The organism is Chelativorans intermedius (genome assembly GCF_025398255.1).
GTDB classification, from domain to species: Bacteria; Pseudomonadota; Alphaproteobacteria; order Rhizobiales; family Rhizobiaceae; genus Chelativorans; species Chelativorans intermedius.
Genome location: NZ_JAODNW010000027.1, coordinates 24,479 through 41,777 on the forward strand (window position 1 = coordinate 24,479; position 17,299 = coordinate 41,777).

Genomic DNA, 17,299 nt, shown 5'->3' on the forward strand with positions numbered 1-17,299 from the left:
TTCGATGCGCGGAACGGATCCGCGCCGCCCGTCGCGGGAGAAAGGACATGGACGACCGCGATTACAGCGCCGACATCGCCAAAGCGCTCGCCACGCCGGGCGGACATCTGCATGTGGGGCAAGCGGGCTGGATCCTGCATTACGTCAATGAATCCGGGGGACGCAGCAGCCTGTCCTGGTATCGCGCCGAGAAGATCAAGGCGCTGGCCATCGCCGCCGCTCTGCCGGTGATCGATTCCTCCGGCATCGATTTCGGCGACGCCGTGCGGCTCGCCGTCTCCGGCCCGATGATCGCCGTCGGCGGTAAGCCGGATCCCAAACCCTGGGGCGCGTTCTCCTATGCGCCGCTGATCGAGGTGGCGCGCACCTACGCTGCAGCCGGGGCGGAGGTTTACAACCTCGACCTGGAGGGTACGGCGGAACTGGCGGCCTGAAGAGGGAAAGGGAAGTGGGTGTCTTCGTGACGAGTCTGGTTGGGGAAAGAGGGCTTTCTCCGGCTCGTCACGGAGAACCTGAAATGGCAAAGGCGAAGGTTGAGAAGATTACGCTGTCCCAGACGCGGGACATTCCATTCGACAGGCTGGTGCTCAGCGCCCGCAACGTTCGGCGGGTGCGGGCCGGCGTATCGATCGAGGAACTGGCCGAGGACATCGCCCGGCGCACGCTGCTGCAGTCCCTGAGCGTGCGGGCGGTGATCGGCGAAGACGGTCAGCCCACCGACAAATACGAGGTGCAGGCCGGCGGGCGGCGCTACCGGGCGCTGGAACTGCTGGTCAAGCAGAAGCGGCTGGCGAAGAACGCGCCGGTCCCCTGCATCGTGCGGGAGGACGGCATTCTGGAAGAGGATTCGCTGGCCGAAAACTGCCAGCGCGTATCGCTCCACCCGCTCGACCAGTTCCGGGCCTTCCAGTCGCTGAAGGAACAGGGATTGGGCGAGGAGGAGATCGCCGCCCGCTTCTTCGTGACGCCGCAGATCGTCCGGCAGCGGCTGAAGCTCGCCAGCGTGTCGCCCAAGCTGCTCGACATCTATGCCGATGTCGGCATGTCGCTGGAGCAACTGATGGCCTTCACGATTTCCAACGACCATGCCCGACAGGAGCAGGTCTGGGAAATCGTGCAGCGCGGCTACAACAAGGAGCCCTATTACATCCGCAAGCTGCTGACGGAAAACACCGTCCGCGCCACCGACAAACGCGCTCGCTTCGTCGGGCTCGCCGCCTATGAGGGAGCGGGTGGGGTCGTGCTGCGCGACCTGTTCTCGCAGAATGACGAGGGATGGTTGCAGGATGTGGCGCTGCTGGACCGGCTGGTCGCCGAGAAGCTCGAAGCACAAGCGGAGGCGATCAAGGCCGAAGGCTGGAAGTGGATCGAGGTCGCTCCGGACTTCCCCTATGGCCACACCGCCGGCCTGCGCCGCGTCATGGGTGAAACGGAGCCGCTGTCCGATGAGGAGCATGCCCGCCGCGAAGCCCTCCGGTCGGAGTTTGAGGAGATCGAACAGCGCTATTTCCAGGAGAGCGACGAGGACCTACCCGAGGAGATCGACCGGCGTCTCTCCGAGATCGAGGCGCAACTCGATGCTTTCGAGGAGCGGCCGGTTCGCTATGATCCCGACGAGGTCACCCGCGCCGGCGCGTTCGTCTCAATCGACGGCGACGGCCGGCTGAAGATCGAGCGTGGCTATGTCCGTCCCGAGGACGAAGCGCCAGTCGAACCGGGCAGCGATGGTCAGGACACGGATGGCTTCATCCGCGACACGCAAGAGATCGTCCATGTCGGTGGGAATGGCGAGACGCGGCAGGTCAATCCCGCCGCCGCGCTATCCGGCAATGGGGCGCAAGCTGACGATGCCGAAGCCGAGGAAGACGGCCTCAAGCCGCTGTCCGAGCGCCTGGTCATGGAACTGACGGCGCACCGGACGCTTGCAATGCGGGACGCGCTGGCGAACGACCCGGACATCGCCTTCCTCGCCGCGCTGCACGCCCTCGTTCTCCAGAACTTCTGGCGTTATCCGACGGCGAGCTGCTTGGAGATTCGCGCCGAAAGCCCAACGCCGACCGTTCAGGGGCCGGGGCTGAAGGAGAGCCAGTCGGCCAAGGCCATCGGCGAGCGGCACGCCAACTGGGAAAAGCAGCTTCCCGGCGAGCCGGAGCTGCTCTGGGAATCCTTAAGCGATTTCGACCACGACAGCCGCATGGCGCTCTTCGCCCATTGCGTCTCGCTCACCGTCAACGCGGTGCATGAGCCGTGGAACCGGATACAGGGACGCCGGCGGCACGCCGATCAGCTCGCCTGCGCGGTTTCGCTCGACATGACCACGGCCGGGTGGACGCCGACGGTGGAGAACTACTTCAACCGCGTGCCGAAGGCCCGCATCCTCGAGGCGGTCACCGAGGCCAAGGGCGCCGGCATGGCGGAGCTCATCGAAGGGCTGAAGAAGTCCGACATGGCTGAACAGGCCGAGCGGCTTCTGGCCGATACCGGCTGGCTGCCCGAGCCGCTGCGCACGCCCGGCGTCGAGACAGCGTCGCATGCCGGTGAAGGCGCTGAGGCTGAGCCCCACGATCAGGCCCAGGGAGGGCCGGCTGCCGATCTGCCGGAGTTCCTCACCGCCGCTGAGTGATCTCTCCGGCTGTTCCCGTCAATCCCATCCACATTAAGCCCGGCCCCGCGCGGCGTCAGCCCGGGCAAGTCGAAAGACTGGCCGGGCTTCGCTTTTTCTGGAGACGTCACGTGCAACGCGAACGCATGATTTTTCCGAACGAAAGACCAGTCCGCACGCCCTGGGGCATTGCCGATTATGCCCGCGAATACGCCGAGGGCATCGTCTTCTACGGCACGCCGTCCCATGGCGGCTTCAAGCTTTCCGCCGAACGCCTGGCGCGGATGCATCCCGCTCTGCGTGAAAAGGGCGGGTGGTTCGAAGAGGACTGCGCCTGGGCCAAGGTCGCCTTCGCCTTTCCCGAATGCTTTGCCGATGAGCAGCGCGAGGCGGCGATCCGGACACTGAAGGATTGGTGCCCGGATGAGTATGAGGCGGTCACCGGCGAAACCCTCGCCCCCGGCGACTCCTACATCAAGGACCAGCGCCTCTTCCACGAATGCCATGCGCATGACTGGGTAGTGATCAGCGCCAGCAGGTCGGACCAGCATTCCGGCATGGTGGAGTGCATCGCCACTCTTGGCGGCAAGTGCGGGGAATGGGGCAAGTCCGATCGAGAGAAGCGCCGCTATCTCGTGTCGGATGCCGAATATGACCGGCGCAGCAAATTCGGCTTCGTCATCGATCCCGATCGCCACGCGCTCTGCGACGGCACCTCCAGCTTCCTCTCAGAGAGGGCGGCGTCATGATCCCTGATCACATCCGCGCCAACTTCCAGACCCTCATGCGCGCCGCGGAAAACGGCGACTTGGCGCTGATGGAATGCTCGGACGCCGAAACTGGCGCGCCGCGTTACGTCATATGCGCCGTCGGCCGCAACGGCGGCGAATACCTTTTCACGCCCTTCGGTCATCTGGCGGAGGGGAATCCCTACGAGGCTTACCGGCCGCCAGAGTGAGAGCAGACCGGGATGAGGGTGGGCCGGGAGCGGGCAAGAGAGAGCCTGCCCCGGCTTTTCCCTGGAAACCTCAATCCCGGAGCAATCTCATGAATCTGATGACGCCAGCGGCGGAGGTGACGACCGCCGCACCGATCCGTGCGCCCGAAGAAGAGGCCGCTTTCATCCTCAAGGCGGCGGAGCGCATTCTCGCCGGTCTCGAACGCGGCCTTCTTATCGAGGCCCGCGTCCTGCGGCAGGCGATGGAGGAGGCGTTCGGCGGTTCGGACGCCGAGGGTTTCTGGGCCTGGAAAGCCGCATACGAAGCTTGCGAAGCCGCACAGGTTCTGTTCCTCCGCAAATATGGTCGCGCCATGCGGGAGAAGGCGGGCTCGCCCGTAGCGATGCTCGCCATGGTGTCCCGCATCGCCGAGCTTCTTCCCACCCACACCCGCCGCACGCAGGAGTCCGAGGAGTTCCAGCAGTTCAGCACCCCTATGCCGCTTGCCTATGCGGCCAGCATCGCAGCGGGCGTCACCGGCGACGATGTGGTGCTGGAGCCGTCGGCCGGCACGGGGATGCTCGCCATCTTCGCCGAGATTATGGGCGCGCGGCTGGCGCTCAACGAGATCGCCGAAACGCGGGCGGCGCTCCTGAAGCGGCTGTTCCGGGACAACCCGGTCAGCACGCATGACGCCGCCAGCATCGATGACCGGCTGGCGGACGATGTCGCTCCGTCGGTCGTTCTCATGAACCCGCCCTTCTCGGCGGCGCTCCATGTGCAGGGGCGCGTGTCCGACGCGGACTTCCGTCACGTGTGCTCGGCGTTGGCGCGGCTGCCCGAGGGCGGTCGCTTGGTCGCCATCACCGGGCACAATTTCCCCGTCGATAAGCTGAACGGCGCGGTGCGCTTCACCTGCGTCGTGGACGGCTCCGTCTATTACAAGCACGGGACCACCTTCGACACGCGCCTCACCGTCATCGACAAGTCGCTTGAATCGGCTTCGCCGCCGGTTTCGCCGCGCGCGGAGAACGCCGCCGACTTGCTCGCCCGCGTCATCGAACATCTGCCGCCTCGCCTGGAGGTGAACGGCGAAATCGGGCTCGGGACAGTGGCGAAGCCCGCTGTTGTGCGCAAGGTCGCGCCAATCGCGCGCAGGCCGCAGCCCGTCATTTCTGCGGCACCCGATGCTGTCGAGCTCACCTATGAGCCCATCGAATGGAAGCCGGCCCAGGGCGCCGACCTGACCGACGCGCTCTACGAGGGCTACGCCCTGCAATCGATCCATATCCCAGGCGCCAAGCCGCATCCTACGAAGCTGGTGCAGTCGGCGGCTATGGCCTCGGTGGCGCCGCCGCACCCTTCCTATCGGCCGCATCTTCCGGTGCATATAATAAAGAGTGGCATTCTCTCCGACGCTCAGCTTGAGAGCGTCATCTATGCCGGCGATGCGCATTCCAGGCATCTCGTGGGATCGTGGACGGTCGATGAGACCTTCGACAATCTCCATGCTGCCCCCGAAGATTCTGAGAATGCCGTGCGCTTCCGCCGTGGCTGGTTCCTCGGCGACGGCACCGGCTGCGGCAAGGGCCGGCAGGTCGCGGGCATTATCCTCGATAACTGGATCAAGGGCCGCCGCAAGGCGGTATGGATCTCCAAGTCCGACAAGCTGATCGAGGACGCGCAGCGCGACTGGTCGCCGCTCGGCATGGAGCGCTTGCTGGTTCAGCCGCTATCGCGCTTTAAGCAGGGCACGCCGGTCCGGCTGTCGGAAGGGGTGCTGTTCGTGACCTATGCCACCCTACGCAACGAGCCGCGCCTGCGCCAGGTCATCTACTGGCTGGGAGACGGCTTCGACGGCGTCATCGTTTTCGACGAGGCTCATGCCATGGCCAACGCCGCCGGCAGCAAGGGTGAGCGTGGCGAACAACTTCCCTCCCAGCAAGGTCGTGCCGGCCTGCGCCTGCAGCGCGCCTTGCCGGACGCTCGCATCGTCTATGTCTCCGCAACCGGCGCCACCGACGTGCGCAATCTCGCCTATGCCGAGCGGCTGGGCCTGTGGGGCGGCGAGGATTTCCCTTTCGCCAACCGGGCCGAGTTTGTGCAGGCGGTCGAGGCCGGCGGGGTCGCGGCCATGGAGGTGATGAGCCGCGATATGAAGGCCCTCGGCCTCTACACGGCGCGGTCGCTGTCCTATGAGGGCGTCGAGGTCGAGATCGTCGACCACAATCTCACCCCGGCGCAGGTGGAAACTTACGACGCCTATGCCGAGGCGTTTCAGGTGATTCACTCCAACCTGAATGCCGCCCTCGAAGCCTCGAACGTCACCGGGGAGCGAAAAGCCCTCAACGGCCAGGCGAAGTCCGCCGCCCTGTCGGTGTTCGAGGGCGCCAAGCAGCGCTTCTTCGCAGCGCTGCTTTCAGGGCTGAAGACCGCCACGCTCATCAAATCCATCGAGGCGGACTTGGAGACGGGCCATGCCGCAATCGTCCAACTGGTTTCGACTGGCGAGGCGATCCTCGACCGCCGCCTGTCTGAGATTCCAGCCGAGGAATGGGCGGACCTGAACGTCGATTTGTCGCCCCGCGACGTGATCTTGACTTACCTCCAGCACGCCTTTCCGACGCAGCTCTATGAGCCTTACACAGACGAGGACGGCAATCTGCGCTCGCGCCCCGCGTTCGATGCCGAGGGCAACCCGATCCAGTGCCGCGAGGCCGCCGCGGCGCGTGACCGGATGATCGAGCGTCTCTCCTCGCTCGATCCCGTGCCCGGCAGCCTCGACCAGATCATTCAGCGGTTCGGGACAGACAAGGTCGCCGAAGTCACCGGCCGCTCGCGACGCATCGTGCGCAAGGGCGACCGGCTTTGCGTCGAGAATCGTCCGCCCTCGGCCAATCTCGCCGAGACGCAAGCCTTCATGGATGACGAGAAGCGCATCCTGATCTTCTCGGACGCTGGCGGGACGGGCCGCTCCTACCATGCCGACCGGGGCGCGAAAAATCAGCGCCTGCGCGTCCATTACCTCCTCGAAGCGGGCTGGAAGGCCGACACCGCCATCCAGGGCCTCGGTCGCTCCAACCGCACCAATCAGGCGCAGCCTCCGCTGTTCCGCCCCATCGCCACAGACGTGAAGGCCGAGAAGCGTTTTCTTTCGACGATTGCTCGCCGCCTCGATACCCTTGGCGCCATCACCCGCGGACAGCGCCAGACCGGCGGTCAGGGCCTGTTTCGCGCCGAGGATAATCTCGAAGGCGATCAGGCGCGGGCGGCGCTCAGGCAATTCTACATGCTGCTGGTGCAGGGCGGCATTGAGGACTGCTCGCTCCAGCGGTTCGAGGAAGCCACGGGCCTCTCGCTCACCTTCGAGGGCGGGGCGCTGAAGGAGGACTTGCCGCCGATCACGACCTTCCTCAACCGGCTGCTGGCGCTGCCCATCGCCATGCAGAACACGCTGTTCGCGGCGTTCGAGGAGATTTTGAACGCCCGCATCGAGGCGGCGATTGCAGCGGGTGTCCACGATATCGGCCTGGAGACCATCCGCGCCGAAAGTCTGATCGTCACCGACCGGCGCACGGTCTGGCGGCACGACAGCGGCGCCGAGACGCGGCTGTTCACGATCGAGCGGCGCGATCGCAACCGCCCCATGACGGCGGAAGAGGCGATCACCGTGGAAGGCGGGCGATTGCTCGTCAACGAGCGTTCCGGCCGCGCCGCCGTCAAGACATCCGCGCCGAGCCTGATGCGCGATGACGGCAGCATCGAACGCCGCGTCCGGCTGTTGCGCCCCACGCAGCGCGACACGATGAGCGTCGATGGCTTCTCCGCCACGCACTGGAAGGAAGCGGAGAGGGAAGAATTTATCGCCGCATGGGAAAGGGAGATCGCCGGAATCCCGGAATTCTCGACAAGCACGTTCCACCTCGTCACCGGGCTGTTGTTGCCGATCTGGCGACGTCTTCCGGAGAGCAACGCCCGCGTTTACCGGCTGCAAACCGACGATGGTGAACGCATCATCGGCCGGATGCTGACGCCCATCGAGGTGGAAGCGTTCTGCCGCAATATCGGTATGGACGCGCCGAATCTCTCCGCCGGGGATGCCTGGGGCCTGATCAATGAAGGCAAGGTCACGGCCCATCTCGCTGACGGTCTCGTTCTCCGCCGCGCGCGCGTGATGAACGAGCACCGCATCGAACTGACCGGCTTCACCTCCGGCATGGTCGACGCCCTGAAGGCCCGCGGCCTGTTCGGCGAGATCATCTCCTGGAAGCTGCGGTTGTTCGTGCCTATCGGAGAGGCCGGGAAGTCCATCTTCGAAGGACTCACCGACCGCTGGCCAATTACTGAAATCGCGGATCGGGGGTGACATATGTCCCGCGCCGCCGATCTGGCGCGCCGTCTTGGTGAACAGGCCGAGGCGGTGTGTCGCTATTACCTGCCGAACGGCCGCCGGCAGGGTCGATACTGGATCTGCGGCGATGTCATGGGAACGCCGGGGCGGAGCCTTTATGTCCGCCTTTCCGGCGAACGTGCCGGGAAGTTTTGCGATGCCGCTGATGGAACGCATGGCGATCTTCTCGACCTCATTGCCCTCAATCGTGGCCTCGACTTCCGCGCCGCACTCGATGAGGCGCGGGGATTCCTCAGCCTGCCGGCTCTGCCGATCCGCCAGGTCGCCCCGCCCGAGCCGACGAACTCTTCCGAAGCGGCGCGGCGGCTCTTTGCTGCGTCGAAGCCGATCCGGAGCACGCTGGCGGAACGCTATCTCCAGAGCCGCGGTATCATTCTGCCTGCGGACATTTCCGTCCTGCGCTTTCATCCGCGCTGCTTCTATCGCGGACCTGCGGGGCGCGAGACATGGCCAGCGCTCATCGCCGCCGTCACCGATCTCGACGGCGCCATCACTGGCGTGCATCGCACCTGGCTTGATTCTGACGGCGGTAAGGCGCCTCTCGATCAGCCGCGTCGCGCCATGGGGCATCTCGCGGGAAATGCGGTCCGGTTTGGCGTCGCTTCCGACGTCCTGACGGCGGCGGAAGGCGTCGAAACGGCTCTGGCGCTCAAGACCGTGATGCCCGCCATGCCGGTCGCCGCCGCGCTCTCCGCCGCCCACCTCGCCGCCCTGGTCCTGCCGGCCGGGCTGCGCCGTCTCTATGTCGCGCGCGACAATGACGAGGCCGGGCGTTTCGCGCTGGAACGCTTGCGCGCCCGTTCCAGGGCCGACGATATCGACATCCGCGCGCTCGCCTCGAGGACAGAGGATTTCAACGCCGATCTTCTCTCCCTCGGTCCGGACCGGCTCAGGGCGTGGCTCGCCGAGCAGCTCGCTCCGGACGATGTTCAGCGTTTCCTTGTCGCGGGCGGGCGGACGCGATGCGTGTGATGGTCGTCAGTGCCGGACGGGGAAGGGGCGAGCATCGGGACCGCCTCCCGGTTCGGAAGGGGCCGCGCCACGGCCTTTCCAAGAGAGGGATCTGCCAGCGCCGGTCGGCTTTGCAACGGCCTGACGGCCGTCCTCCACTCCGTTGCGGCCCGGCGGGTGCAAAGCCGCCCCTTGGCGCTGGCGGGCGATCCCCGGAAAGGCCGCGACGGGCGCGGCTTTGAGACCGGGAGACAGACCCATGCTGCACGACCTCTTCACCGACGACGCCTTCGAACCCCATCACGCGACATCGCCAACCGCCCATGTCCTCGACGAAATGGCGCTTCACGGTACCCGTCCCAGCCCGGACGATCCGGAGCGCCTGACCGTGCCCGAAGCCGACCGGGCCGAGCAGGAGATCGAGAACGCGACAGCCGCCCTCATCGCCCTCATGGCCGATACGGCGCTCGATGACGATCTCGATGACGTCCTCTGGGGCTTCGCCAATCTCTTCCACCGCCGCCTTGGCTATCTCGACCGTGTGCTCGACGACAACGAGATGGCGCAGCGCCGCTTGCAGGAGGAGCAGGACGGCTCGGAGGTCAAGTCCGTCGAGCTCGAGCGCCTGATTGCCCGTGGCGAGGCATTGCTCGAACGCCGCGCCGCCTTCGAGAGCCTCCGCGATCTTGCCGCCATCCAGTTCGAATCTGCGACCGGTTCCGCCTGGCGGCCGCATACCGGCTCGATGACAAACCGGCGGATGATGACGGCGGCCATGATCGACAGCCGCGATTTCGTCGCCGCCAAGCGCCGCGCCGAGCTCGAACCGCTGCTGCCCGCCGGTCCGCGCATCGCCTTCACCGGCGGCGTCGACTGCAACGATCACGCCCGCATCTGGGATGCCCTCGACAAGGCGCGCGCCAAGCATTCCGACATGGTGCTCATCCATGGCGGATCGCCCAAGGGCGCCGAGAAGATCGCCGCCTGCTGGGCCGACAATCGCGGCGTGCCGCAGATCGTCTTCAAGCCCGACTGGACCCGCCATCGGAACGCCGCGCCCTTCAAGCGCAACGACCAGATGCTCGAAGCAATGCCCATCGGCGTCATCGCCTTTCCCGGCTCCGGTATCTCCCAGAACCTCGCCGACAAGGCGCGGAAGATGGGGATCGCGGTGTGGAAATTTGGCGAGGGCGGCGCGTAATGCGCCGCCCCATTCTCATGCAAGTCTTGCTCCATTGAATGCCGGCGCAGACACGTCTGCTCCTGCGGGCCGAACCCAGCTCAGCCGCTCCGCATTCCTTCTTCCGGAGACCAGGTTCTATGTCCGACTATGCGCCGTGGCGGTGGGCTGCCCAGCAATGCCAGGCCATCCCGATATAGAGCGTAGGCGTATTCAGATTCGGGCGAAACATCGCTCCCTTCGCCTCGATCCATGGAGAAACCGGAGGGTTCGACACGTGGAAGTTCGAGGACTGCGGGCATGTTCTCTCGCCCGCTGCGGATGATGGCGCTCAGAGAGTTCAGAAACTGTTCAGCAGACTTTTCCTCCATGACGAACCATCCCGCAAAGCCATCGCCGCTTCGTCGTAGCAAGCGCCTTCGCGGAAAACGCGGCCACCATCTCGGATCATGCCAGAGGTCGTCCAGCCAGTGGGGATAGTCGTGGAATGGCCAGAGGGGTTCCGCGCTGCCGAGAAACGTTCGACCCGCGTATGGAATTGCCAGGAAGCTGAGTGGTGAATCAACATCGGGGCGCTCCCCTCCAGCGCGAGCCCAATCGATCCAAGCTACAACGCTCGGCGCATCCATGAGAGAAAAATTGGCACGATGCGTCGCGAGCGCGAGCGAGGTCGGTGCCGACTCCGGGCTCAAGCCCGAGGTCGATTCCGTGGGAGGCGACCGCTTGCCACGCGGCTTGGAAATGCGCGTCTCGGCAGCATGCAGAAAGGCGCCCGCTGCTCCTGGTCTTGAGCCGAACGCAATCGAGTAGCCGTGAATGACCTTGCCGTGGAGCGATTCGGCCGCCAGATGGGGCTTCACCTGCTTGCTGTACTTGCGCTTTGCCTGTCCGGTGATGGTCGCGGCCGAGACGTTAGCGGCGAACGATCCACGCGCTTCCGCCAGCACCACTCCGTGGCCCGAAACCGCACCGTCCCCATAGATGAAGTCGGCATGCGGGGCGAGCGCACTCGAAAGGCAGACAGCATTGTCTCGCCACGTATAGCCGAGCGCATTCATGAGCAGGTCGGTGACGCCGGCTCCGAGGCGCCCGGCGAAGGTGGTCCTTTCGGCGTCGGCCAGCGAGTTGATGTGCTGTGTGAGCGCGAATGCGGGGCCATCCTCGATCAGCCATTCCACTTCAGTCAGGGCGCTGTCTCCCCACCGCGCCAACATTTCCGGCGGTGCATCCCGCAGCGTTGCCGTTCTTGCCATCGACGCCGCAAGAGCGGTCGGCCCGAACGTCAGGGTCTTGCACATACCGGGGGCAATGAAGCCCACGGAGATCGGACTTGGGTTATGCCGATGGCGCGTGTGTCCAGTAATGCCGATCGACTTTTCGGCTCGCCAGACCGCAGCGGAGGTCAAGATATCGCTCATGAGATGCTTCCGGCCGACAGCTTGCCCTGTCCGCTCCGCGTCTGTCGTAGCACCTTCATGATGCATCGTCCGCCGAGGGAAGAATCGATGCGAGCTCGCCCTCGATATCGATGCCATATTGATAGGCGAGCGCAGCGACATGGGTGCCAAACGTCGCCCGCAGTTCCCCAAGAGCGACGAAGAATGGTGGGCTGCCTTCTTCGTCGCCGAAGCGCCCTCTGCCATACAGGGGTGGCAGGTTGCGGAAATCCGGATGCGGCTCCTCGAGGAACTTTCGACAGGCGGCTCGCATAGCCCGGACGGACCCGGCGGCACGAGCGGTCTCAGGCAGTGCTTGCAATGTCTGTGTCAGCAGTTCGCGCATCTGCAGCACCGAAGCGGTCACTTGTGAGACGACTTCGAGATGGTATGGGACGAAGAGAACGCGCCGGTCTTCCAGCGCGGTCAGCAAGCCCCGGATAATCTCTCGTTCGTCAGCGGGAGGTGTCCACTGAACGCCAAAAAATGGCAGCGAGAACCCGGTTAATCGATGGGCCAGCGATTTCGCCGCTATCTTTCCCTTCTTCGTGATGTCACCCGATTTGCTCACGCCCAGGTCCCCCAATTGTTCGACGGCTCTACAATAACCCAAGATTGAATCTACCATCGTTTGTGAAATTTGCGGCAGATCAAACCAGCCGAGGGCATCAGAGAAGCCCTTATCGCGACAATCGTAACAGGGTGAGAAGGATGCCTGAAAATGTGGCGCCCGCGCGGGGACAAGCCCCGCGCGCCGGGCTCTCGTGAACCGAATCGCCTTCGGCGTTTCGGCCTTCGGCTTCGATCCCTGGCGCGAGCGCCCGCTCCGCGGGCGGATGGCGGTCCAACAGTGGCGGCCATGACGCGCCCCGCCGGACGCGATGGTGATGGGGCCTGGAGGGGAGAATGCGGCGTGGGCCATGGCTCCCGAGAGCAGGTTGGAACGCCATCCTTCCTGCATCTCCGGCGCCGATGGACTATGCGCATGAGGTCGAAAGGCGCACGGCACGCAGGCGGTCGGATTGGTCTTGCTGCCTGCGGCTACAGTGGCGCACCGGCGCCAGTTTCATCGGCGCGGCGATGCCGTCAACGGCGCGGAGCGGGAGCTTTGGACATGCCCGGGGCGCGGTCGAGGCCGAGTGGTTGGCGGTTTTCGTGTCGTTTCAACCCCGGCCAAGCCGTCGTCCGATGCGGTGAATTCGGTGGCGGGGAAGGCTATGGCGCTCCTTCGCCGGCTGTTCATCGAGGCAGTCACCATCCCTGCATGCCTCTCATCGCGTAAATCCCGCGCCGGTCCGTTCAACCCGCCGTCCGGGAAAATTTCCCCTGCCGCGAAAAGTGCTCCGCTGACGCTGCGCCCCCCGGCGGCCTATGGCCGCCTATTCTTACGAATAGCGCGCAAAGCGCGCGGGGGTGACGGCGAAGCCGTCAACTTTTCCCGGCATTCCTCGCGCCCGCTTCGCTCCAAATTTTCCCTCCCGGCGGGTCCTCCACTTCGTTCCGGCCCTCCGCTCACGCTGCGGGTGAACCGGCCCGCCTATGCGGTCTTTCCGCTGGAGCCATCGCAGGGATGGTCCCTGCGACGAACAGCGAAAGGATCATCACCATGGCCATCACCCTCGGCACGTTCACCAAGCAGAACGACGGCAGCTTCACCGGGACCCTCAAGACTCTCAACGTCACCGCCAACCTCGTCATCGTCCCCGTGGACAAGATGTCCGAAAACGCCCCCGACTATCGCGTCTATGCCGGCAACGGCCAGCGCTACGAGGTCGGCGCCGGCTGGAGCCAGGTCGCCAAGTCGAGCGGCGAGACCTACCTGAACCTCAAGATCGCCGCGCCGGAATTCGGCCCCAACTGGGTGCGCGCCCGCCTCGTCAAGCTGGAGACGCCGATGGAGGACGGCACCTCGCACCTCGCCCTGTGGGAGCCGCGCGAGCGCTGATCCCGCCCACTCCCGAAGACCCCGCCGGAGCGCATCCGGCGGGGCTTATCTTCATGCATTCCGCCGCGCCCGACCGCCGCATTCCAAGCGGTGTCGGCGCTGGTCGCGCCGACGGGCTTTCCGTCTCGATCGTCCCATTCTGCCATCCGGCGCAACGAGCCTGTAAAGGATCGCGGGCACCCTCCAAAATGCTCCGTTCCGCTGGCGCTCCACTCCGCATTTCGGCTCCTCCCGCGCCCGCTTCGCGGCGGCTTCGCCGTCCTTGACAGGCTCTATCCGGATGACCGGGGACCCCCGTTCTCGACCGGAGAACGGCTCAATCAAGGAGGTTCCCATGTCCATCCAGATCAATTTCGCCCACGACATCCGCGTTGAATATCGCGGCCATCTCTACGCCGAGGACGAGCTGCGCGAGAGCATCTGGCTCGTCAATATGGAGCTCCGCAATGGCCTGCCGAGGCGCGAGCGCATCGAGGCCAAGCGGCAGATCGCGGAGATGGAAGTAGCGCTCGAGGCGCTGCTGAACACCGCGGAGGCGGGGCACTGAGCCCCGCTTTTCGCGGCGTTTCCGAGCCGGACGCCGGTCTCTCGTCCATCCATCGCGAGGGGGGATCGTTTTTGGCACCCCCCGTTTTTCGATCCTGAGCAAGCGCGCTCCCCGCCGACATCCTTCGCCCATTCGCGTCGATCTTCGCCGAAAGGAGCCAAAGGATTGATCGATCACACATCAAGGGCGGCCGAGGCCCGCAAAGGCTCGCCGTTCCTCTCCACACGGGAGGCCGCATTCTATCTCGGCCTCTCCTTCCGCACCCTTGAAAAGATGCGCCTGACGGGCAACGGCCCGCGCTTCCGCAAGCATGGCCGCTTTGTCCGCTACCACATCGCCGACCTCGATGCCTGGTCGGAAGGACGGCGGCATTCCTCCACATCTGACGAGGGAGAACGCGGATGAAAAGGCCCGCCGTTCTTCCTATCGCCGCCATGCTTGCGGGCATCGCGCTCGTCGGCTTCTCCGCCATCGCGCACCCCCAGCCGCGTCTTGTCTGGAACGCCTCGGCCAGCGCGCCGATCGGTCTTTACCGCGTCGTCTCCGGCGCGCCGGAACGCGGCGATTTCGTCCTGGTCCGCCTCCCGAAATCCATCGAAAAGCTGGCCGCCATTCGCGGCTATCTGCCTGCCGGCGTGCCGCTCATCAAGCGCGTTGCCGCCGTCGCCGGGGATGATGTCTGCGCCTTCAACGGGGCCATCATCGTCAATGGCGAAATCGTTGCCGGTCAGCGCAAGGCAGATCGGGCAGGGCGTTCCCTGCCGCGCTGGAATGACTGCCGGGAACTTGTCCAGGGTGAGTTCTTCCTCTTGGGCGACGCCCCGGACTCCTTCGACAGCCGCTATTTCGGGCCGATGCCGAGCGCCCGCGTGATCGGGAGGCTCGCGCCGCTATGGACCGACTGAGTCCCCTCATTTTCGCCGCGGTGGTGGCCATCGTCGCCTCTGCAGAGGCCGGTGTCCTCGACCGATGGCAGGCCCATATCGCCGAGGCGTCGACGCGGTTTGGAATCCCCGAAAGCTGGATCCGAGCGGCCATCATGGCCGAGAGCAACGGCGACCCCAAGGCGGTCTCGCCCAAGGGCGCTATGGGGCTGATGCAGCTCATGCCGGAGACCTGGGCCGAGTTGCGCGATCAACATGATCTCGGCGCCGATCCCTTCGATCCGCGCACGAACATCCTCGCCGGCACCGCCTACCTCAAGGCCATGCAGGACCGCTTCGGTTATCCGGCGCTGTTCGCCGCCTACAACGCCGGACCGGGCCGCTACGAGGATCATCTGCGGACCGGAAAGCCGCTTCCCGCCGAGACCCGCGACTATGTCGCGCGCATCGCAGAGATGCTCACGGGTGCGGGCCATCTCGCTTCGGACGGAACGAATTTACCGCCGACCGGCACGCGGAATCCCGATCAAATCGCCTCCGGGCAGCGGCTCTTTTTCTGGCTCTCGACGACGAAAAACGAGGCCGCACGTGACGAAAATTCCGTCCCGAATGGCGAGCTTTTCGTGCCGCTTTCGACGCGAAAGTTGGATGAAAAATGAGGCGAGAATGCGTCGCCGAAGTCCGTTTCCCGTGCGCTTCTCGCTCCTTCCTTCGCCCGGCGGCGCGACTTCGCCGCTGCCGGGCTTTCTCGCCACCAGTCGATGTGATCGCAGACGATCGTGGATGGTCGCAGACAGGCTCAGGGAAGCAGCGTAAGGCAAGATGAAGCTCCGGCACCATCCGCGGTGTCGCGGGCTGTAAGCCTGTGTCTGCACATCGATTTTTCTGTTGGTGGGTGGTGCTATGCACCCCCGCCGTGGTGCCATGTGGGCCGCAACTCCCCGGTTTTCCTGGGGTCGGTTGGCACCAATTTCCAGAGGCTCGTTTCGTGCCCATTCTATTGGGGTCTATGAGGAGCAGACCGTGTTCGACGACGACGATTTCAAACTCAAGCCCGGCAAGATCCGCTCGCGCGGCTCGAAGGTCGGACGCAAATTCCTGCATCAGGTATTGGCTGCATCGAACCTCGCGCGCGGCGGGGCGGGCGGCACACGCAAGTCCCGCTTCACCGGCAGCCGCATCGGGCGCGGCGCGGGCGTCGGACGTGTGCTTGCCAATCGCGACCGCTATGCCGCCTTCCGCCAGCGCCGCGTCATCATCAAATCCCGCATCGTCAAGCTGGCCGGCAAGGGGATGGCCAAGGGAATGGAAAATGCGCGGGCGCACCTGCGGTATATCCAGCGCGACGGTGTGACCCGCGAGGGGGGCGCGGAGCGCGGCGAGCTTTACGGCGCCGAGCAGGACCGAGCGGACGGAAAAGCCTTCCTGGAGCGCTCGGAGGGCGACCGCCACCAGTTCCGCTTCATCGTCTCGGCCGAGGACGGCGCGGAATACGACAATCTCAAGCCGCTCACCCGCCGCCTGATGGCCCGCATGGAGGAAGACCTCGGCACGAAGCTCGATTGGGTGGCGGTCGATCACTACAACACCGGCCATCCGCACACGCATATCCTGCTGCGTGGCCGCGACGAGGGCGGCAAGGACCTCATCATCGCCCGCGACTACATCACCACCGGCATGCGCGAGCGCGCTGCCGAGATCGTCAGCCTGGATTTCGGGCCGCGGTCGGATTTCGAGATCGAGAACCGGCTGCGTCATGAGATCGAGCAGGAGCGTCTGACGAGCGTAGACCGCCGCCTCATCCGCGATATGGACGAGGCGGGTCTCGTCGCCGCGACTGACCGCGACGCCTTCCAGCAGAGCCTGCGCGCGGGCCGGCTGCACAAGCTGAGGCGGCTGGGCCTGGCCGAGGAACTTCGCCCCGGCCAATGGCGGCTGGAGGTGGGGCTGGAGGATACGCTCCGCCGCATGGGCGAGCGCGGCGACATCGTCAAGACCATGCACCGCGAAATGGCCGGGAAAAACATCGCCCGCAGTCCCGGCGATTACGCGATCCTCGACCCCGGAGACCCGACCGCGAACCCCGTCATCGGGCGCGTGGTGGCGCGTGGGCTATCCGACGAACTCAAGGACCGCCACTATCTGATCGTCGACGGGGTGGATGGGCGCACCCATTATGTCGACATCGGCAGGGGCGAGGCGACCGAGCCGACACCGGACGGCAATATCGGTAAGCGGCGGCGCGGCACCATTGCCGAGGGGAGCACCACGTCGACCGTCCCCGCGAGCGCTGCAGATTTGTTTCCAGATAACTTTGCAATCTTTGTTGCAAAGCCGTTGCTGGCGGCGGGTCGTAGTTTGGTGGGTCGGACTTCAAAGGTTCCGATCAGGCCTGTGGCGTGAAG

The 17,299-nt window shown here is 65.3% G+C and carries 15 protein-coding genes; 13 read left to right on the plus strand and 2 right to left on the minus strand.

All coding sequences use genetic code 11. From position 1 onward, the window contains the following. Positions 1 to 47: 47 nt before the first annotated feature. The 7 genes from NYR58_RS17485 (at position 48) to NYR58_RS17515 (ending at position 10,103) form a co-directional block, all read left to right on the plus strand. Positions 48 to 434, plus strand: coding sequence for a hypothetical protein (locus tag NYR58_RS17485; RefSeq protein WP_261522444.1), 387 nt, complete (start codon positions 48 to 50; stop codon positions 432 to 434). An 83-nt stretch (positions 435 to 517) separates the two neighbouring features. Continuing rightward, entirely contained in the window at positions 518 to 2,623 is a 2,106-nt protein-coding gene (locus NYR58_RS17490) for a ParB/RepB/Spo0J family partition protein (RefSeq protein ID WP_261522445.1), read from the plus strand. A 110-nt stretch (positions 2,624 to 2,733) separates the two neighbouring features. Beyond that, the gene (locus NYR58_RS17495; protein ID WP_261522446.1) at positions 2,734 to 3,351 is read left to right on the plus strand and encodes a DUF7007 domain-containing protein; all 618 of its coding nucleotides are present in this window, start codon (positions 2,734 to 2,736) and stop codon (positions 3,349 to 3,351) included. Next, positions 3,348 to 3,560 carry a DUF6117 family protein gene (locus NYR58_RS17500; RefSeq protein ID WP_261522447.1) on the plus strand — a complete coding sequence of 71 codons (213 nt, stop codon included), beginning with the start codon at positions 3,348 to 3,350 and terminating at the stop codon, positions 3,558 to 3,560. Before NYR58_RS17495 ends, NYR58_RS17500 begins: the two co-directional genes overlap by 4 nt. Positions 3,561 to 3,658: 98 nt before the next feature. Continuing rightward, positions 3,659 to 7,906 (plus strand): strawberry notch family protein, encoded by a 4,248-nt coding sequence (locus NYR58_RS17505; protein WP_261522458.1) that lies wholly within the window; start codon positions 3,659 to 3,661, stop codon positions 7,904 to 7,906. A 3-nt stretch (positions 7,907 to 7,909) separates the two neighbouring features. After that, positions 7,910 to 8,923 carry a DUF7146 domain-containing protein gene (locus NYR58_RS17510; protein WP_261522448.1) on the plus strand — a complete coding sequence of 338 codons (1,014 nt, stop codon included), beginning with the start codon at positions 7,910 to 7,912 and terminating at the stop codon, positions 8,921 to 8,923. Between the two features lie 238 nt (positions 8,924 to 9,161). Continuing rightward, a complete protein-coding gene (locus tag NYR58_RS17515) occupies positions 9,162 to 10,103 on the plus strand; it encodes a DUF2493 domain-containing protein (RefSeq protein ID WP_261522449.1) in 942 nt (313 codons plus the stop codon). An 80-nt stretch (positions 10,104 to 10,183) separates the two neighbouring features. Here the strand turns inward: NYR58_RS17515 and NYR58_RS17520 are convergent, their stop codons facing one another. Both NYR58_RS17520 and NYR58_RS17525 read right to left on the minus strand, forming a co-directional pair. Then, complete coding sequence (locus NYR58_RS17520) at positions 10,184 to 11,500, minus strand: hypothetical protein (protein ID WP_261522450.1); 1,317 nt, start codon at positions 11,498 to 11,500, stop codon at positions 10,184 to 10,186. Between the two features lie 55 nt (positions 11,501 to 11,555). After that, positions 11,556 to 12,479 carry a DUF6650 family protein gene (locus NYR58_RS17525; RefSeq protein ID WP_261522451.1) on the minus strand — a complete coding sequence of 308 codons (924 nt, stop codon included), beginning with the start codon at positions 12,477 to 12,479 and terminating at the stop codon, positions 11,556 to 11,558. A 609-nt stretch (positions 12,480 to 13,088) separates the two neighbouring features. On the opposite strand from NYR58_RS17525, the gene NYR58_RS17530 reads away from it, so the two are divergent. The 6 genes from NYR58_RS17530 to NYR58_RS17555 all read left to right on the plus strand — a co-directional run bounded on the left by NYR58_RS17530 (position 13,089) and on the right by NYR58_RS17555 (position 17,297). Then, positions 13,089 to 13,463, plus strand: coding sequence for a DUF736 domain-containing protein (locus NYR58_RS17530; protein ID WP_261522452.1), 375 nt, complete (start codon positions 13,089 to 13,091; stop codon positions 13,461 to 13,463). Between the two features lie 334 nt (positions 13,464 to 13,797). Continuing rightward, the gene (locus NYR58_RS17535; RefSeq protein ID WP_261522453.1) at positions 13,798 to 14,010 is read left to right on the plus strand and encodes a hypothetical protein; all 213 of its coding nucleotides are present in this window, start codon (positions 13,798 to 13,800) and stop codon (positions 14,008 to 14,010) included. A gap of 165 nt (positions 14,011 to 14,175) precedes the next feature. Further along, positions 14,176 to 14,415, plus strand: coding sequence for a helix-turn-helix transcriptional regulator (locus NYR58_RS17540; RefSeq protein ID WP_085126727.1), 240 nt, complete (start codon positions 14,176 to 14,178; stop codon positions 14,413 to 14,415). After that, positions 14,412 to 14,915, plus strand: a complete 504-nt coding sequence (gene traF, locus NYR58_RS17545) for a conjugative transfer signal peptidase TraF (RefSeq protein WP_261522454.1) — start codon at positions 14,412 to 14,414, stop codon at positions 14,913 to 14,915. The genes NYR58_RS17540 and traF overlap by 4 nt, the downstream gene beginning before the upstream one ends. Before the next feature lie 23 nt (positions 14,916 to 14,938). Further along, complete coding sequence (locus NYR58_RS17550) at positions 14,939 to 15,553, plus strand: lytic transglycosylase domain-containing protein (RefSeq protein ID WP_261522455.1); 615 nt, start codon at positions 14,939 to 14,941, stop codon at positions 15,551 to 15,553. 364 nt (positions 15,554 to 15,917) lie between these two features. Further along, a complete protein-coding gene (locus NYR58_RS17555; RefSeq protein ID WP_261522456.1) occupies positions 15,918 to 17,297 on the plus strand; it encodes a relaxase/mobilization nuclease domain-containing protein in 1,380 nt (459 codons plus the stop codon). The last annotated feature ends 2 nt before the right edge of the window (positions 17,298 to 17,299 follow it).

Excerpts from the sequence above, each read along its gene's own strand:
- NYR58_RS17485 (WP_261522444.1), top strand. The coding sequence starts at position 48 with ATGGACGACCGCGATTACAGCGCCGACATCGCCAAAGCGCTCGCCACG.
- NYR58_RS17490 (WP_261522445.1), top strand. The coding sequence starts at position 518 with ATGGCAAAGGCGAAGGTTGAGAAGATTACGCTGTCCCAGACGCGGGAC.
- NYR58_RS17500 (WP_261522447.1), top strand. The coding sequence starts at position 3,348 with ATGATCCCTGATCACATCCGCGCCAACTTCCAGACCCTCATGCGCGCC.
- NYR58_RS17505 (WP_261522458.1), top strand. The coding sequence starts at position 3,659 with ATGACGCCAGCGGCGGAGGTGACGACCGCCGCACCGATCCGTGCGCCC.
- NYR58_RS17510 (WP_261522448.1), top strand. The coding sequence starts at position 7,910 with ATGTCCCGCGCCGCCGATCTGGCGCGCCGTCTTGGTGAACAGGCCGAG.
- NYR58_RS17515 (WP_261522449.1), top strand. The coding sequence starts at position 9,162 with ATGCTGCACGACCTCTTCACCGACGACGCCTTCGAACCCCATCACGCG.
- NYR58_RS17520 (WP_261522450.1), bottom strand. The coding sequence starts at position 11,500 with ATGAGCGATATCTTGACCTCCGCTGCGGTCTGGCGAGCCGAAAAGTCG.
- NYR58_RS17525 (WP_261522451.1), bottom strand. The coding sequence starts at position 12,479 with ATGCAGGAAGGATGGCGTTCCAACCTGCTCTCGGGAGCCATGGCCCAC.
- NYR58_RS17530 (WP_261522452.1), top strand. The coding sequence starts at position 13,089 with ATGGTCCCTGCGACGAACAGCGAAAGGATCATCACCATGGCCATCACC.
- NYR58_RS17535 (WP_261522453.1), top strand. The coding sequence starts at position 13,798 with ATGTCCATCCAGATCAATTTCGCCCACGACATCCGCGTTGAATATCGC.
- traF (WP_261522454.1), top strand. The coding sequence starts at position 14,412 with ATGAAAAGGCCCGCCGTTCTTCCTATCGCCGCCATGCTTGCGGGCATC.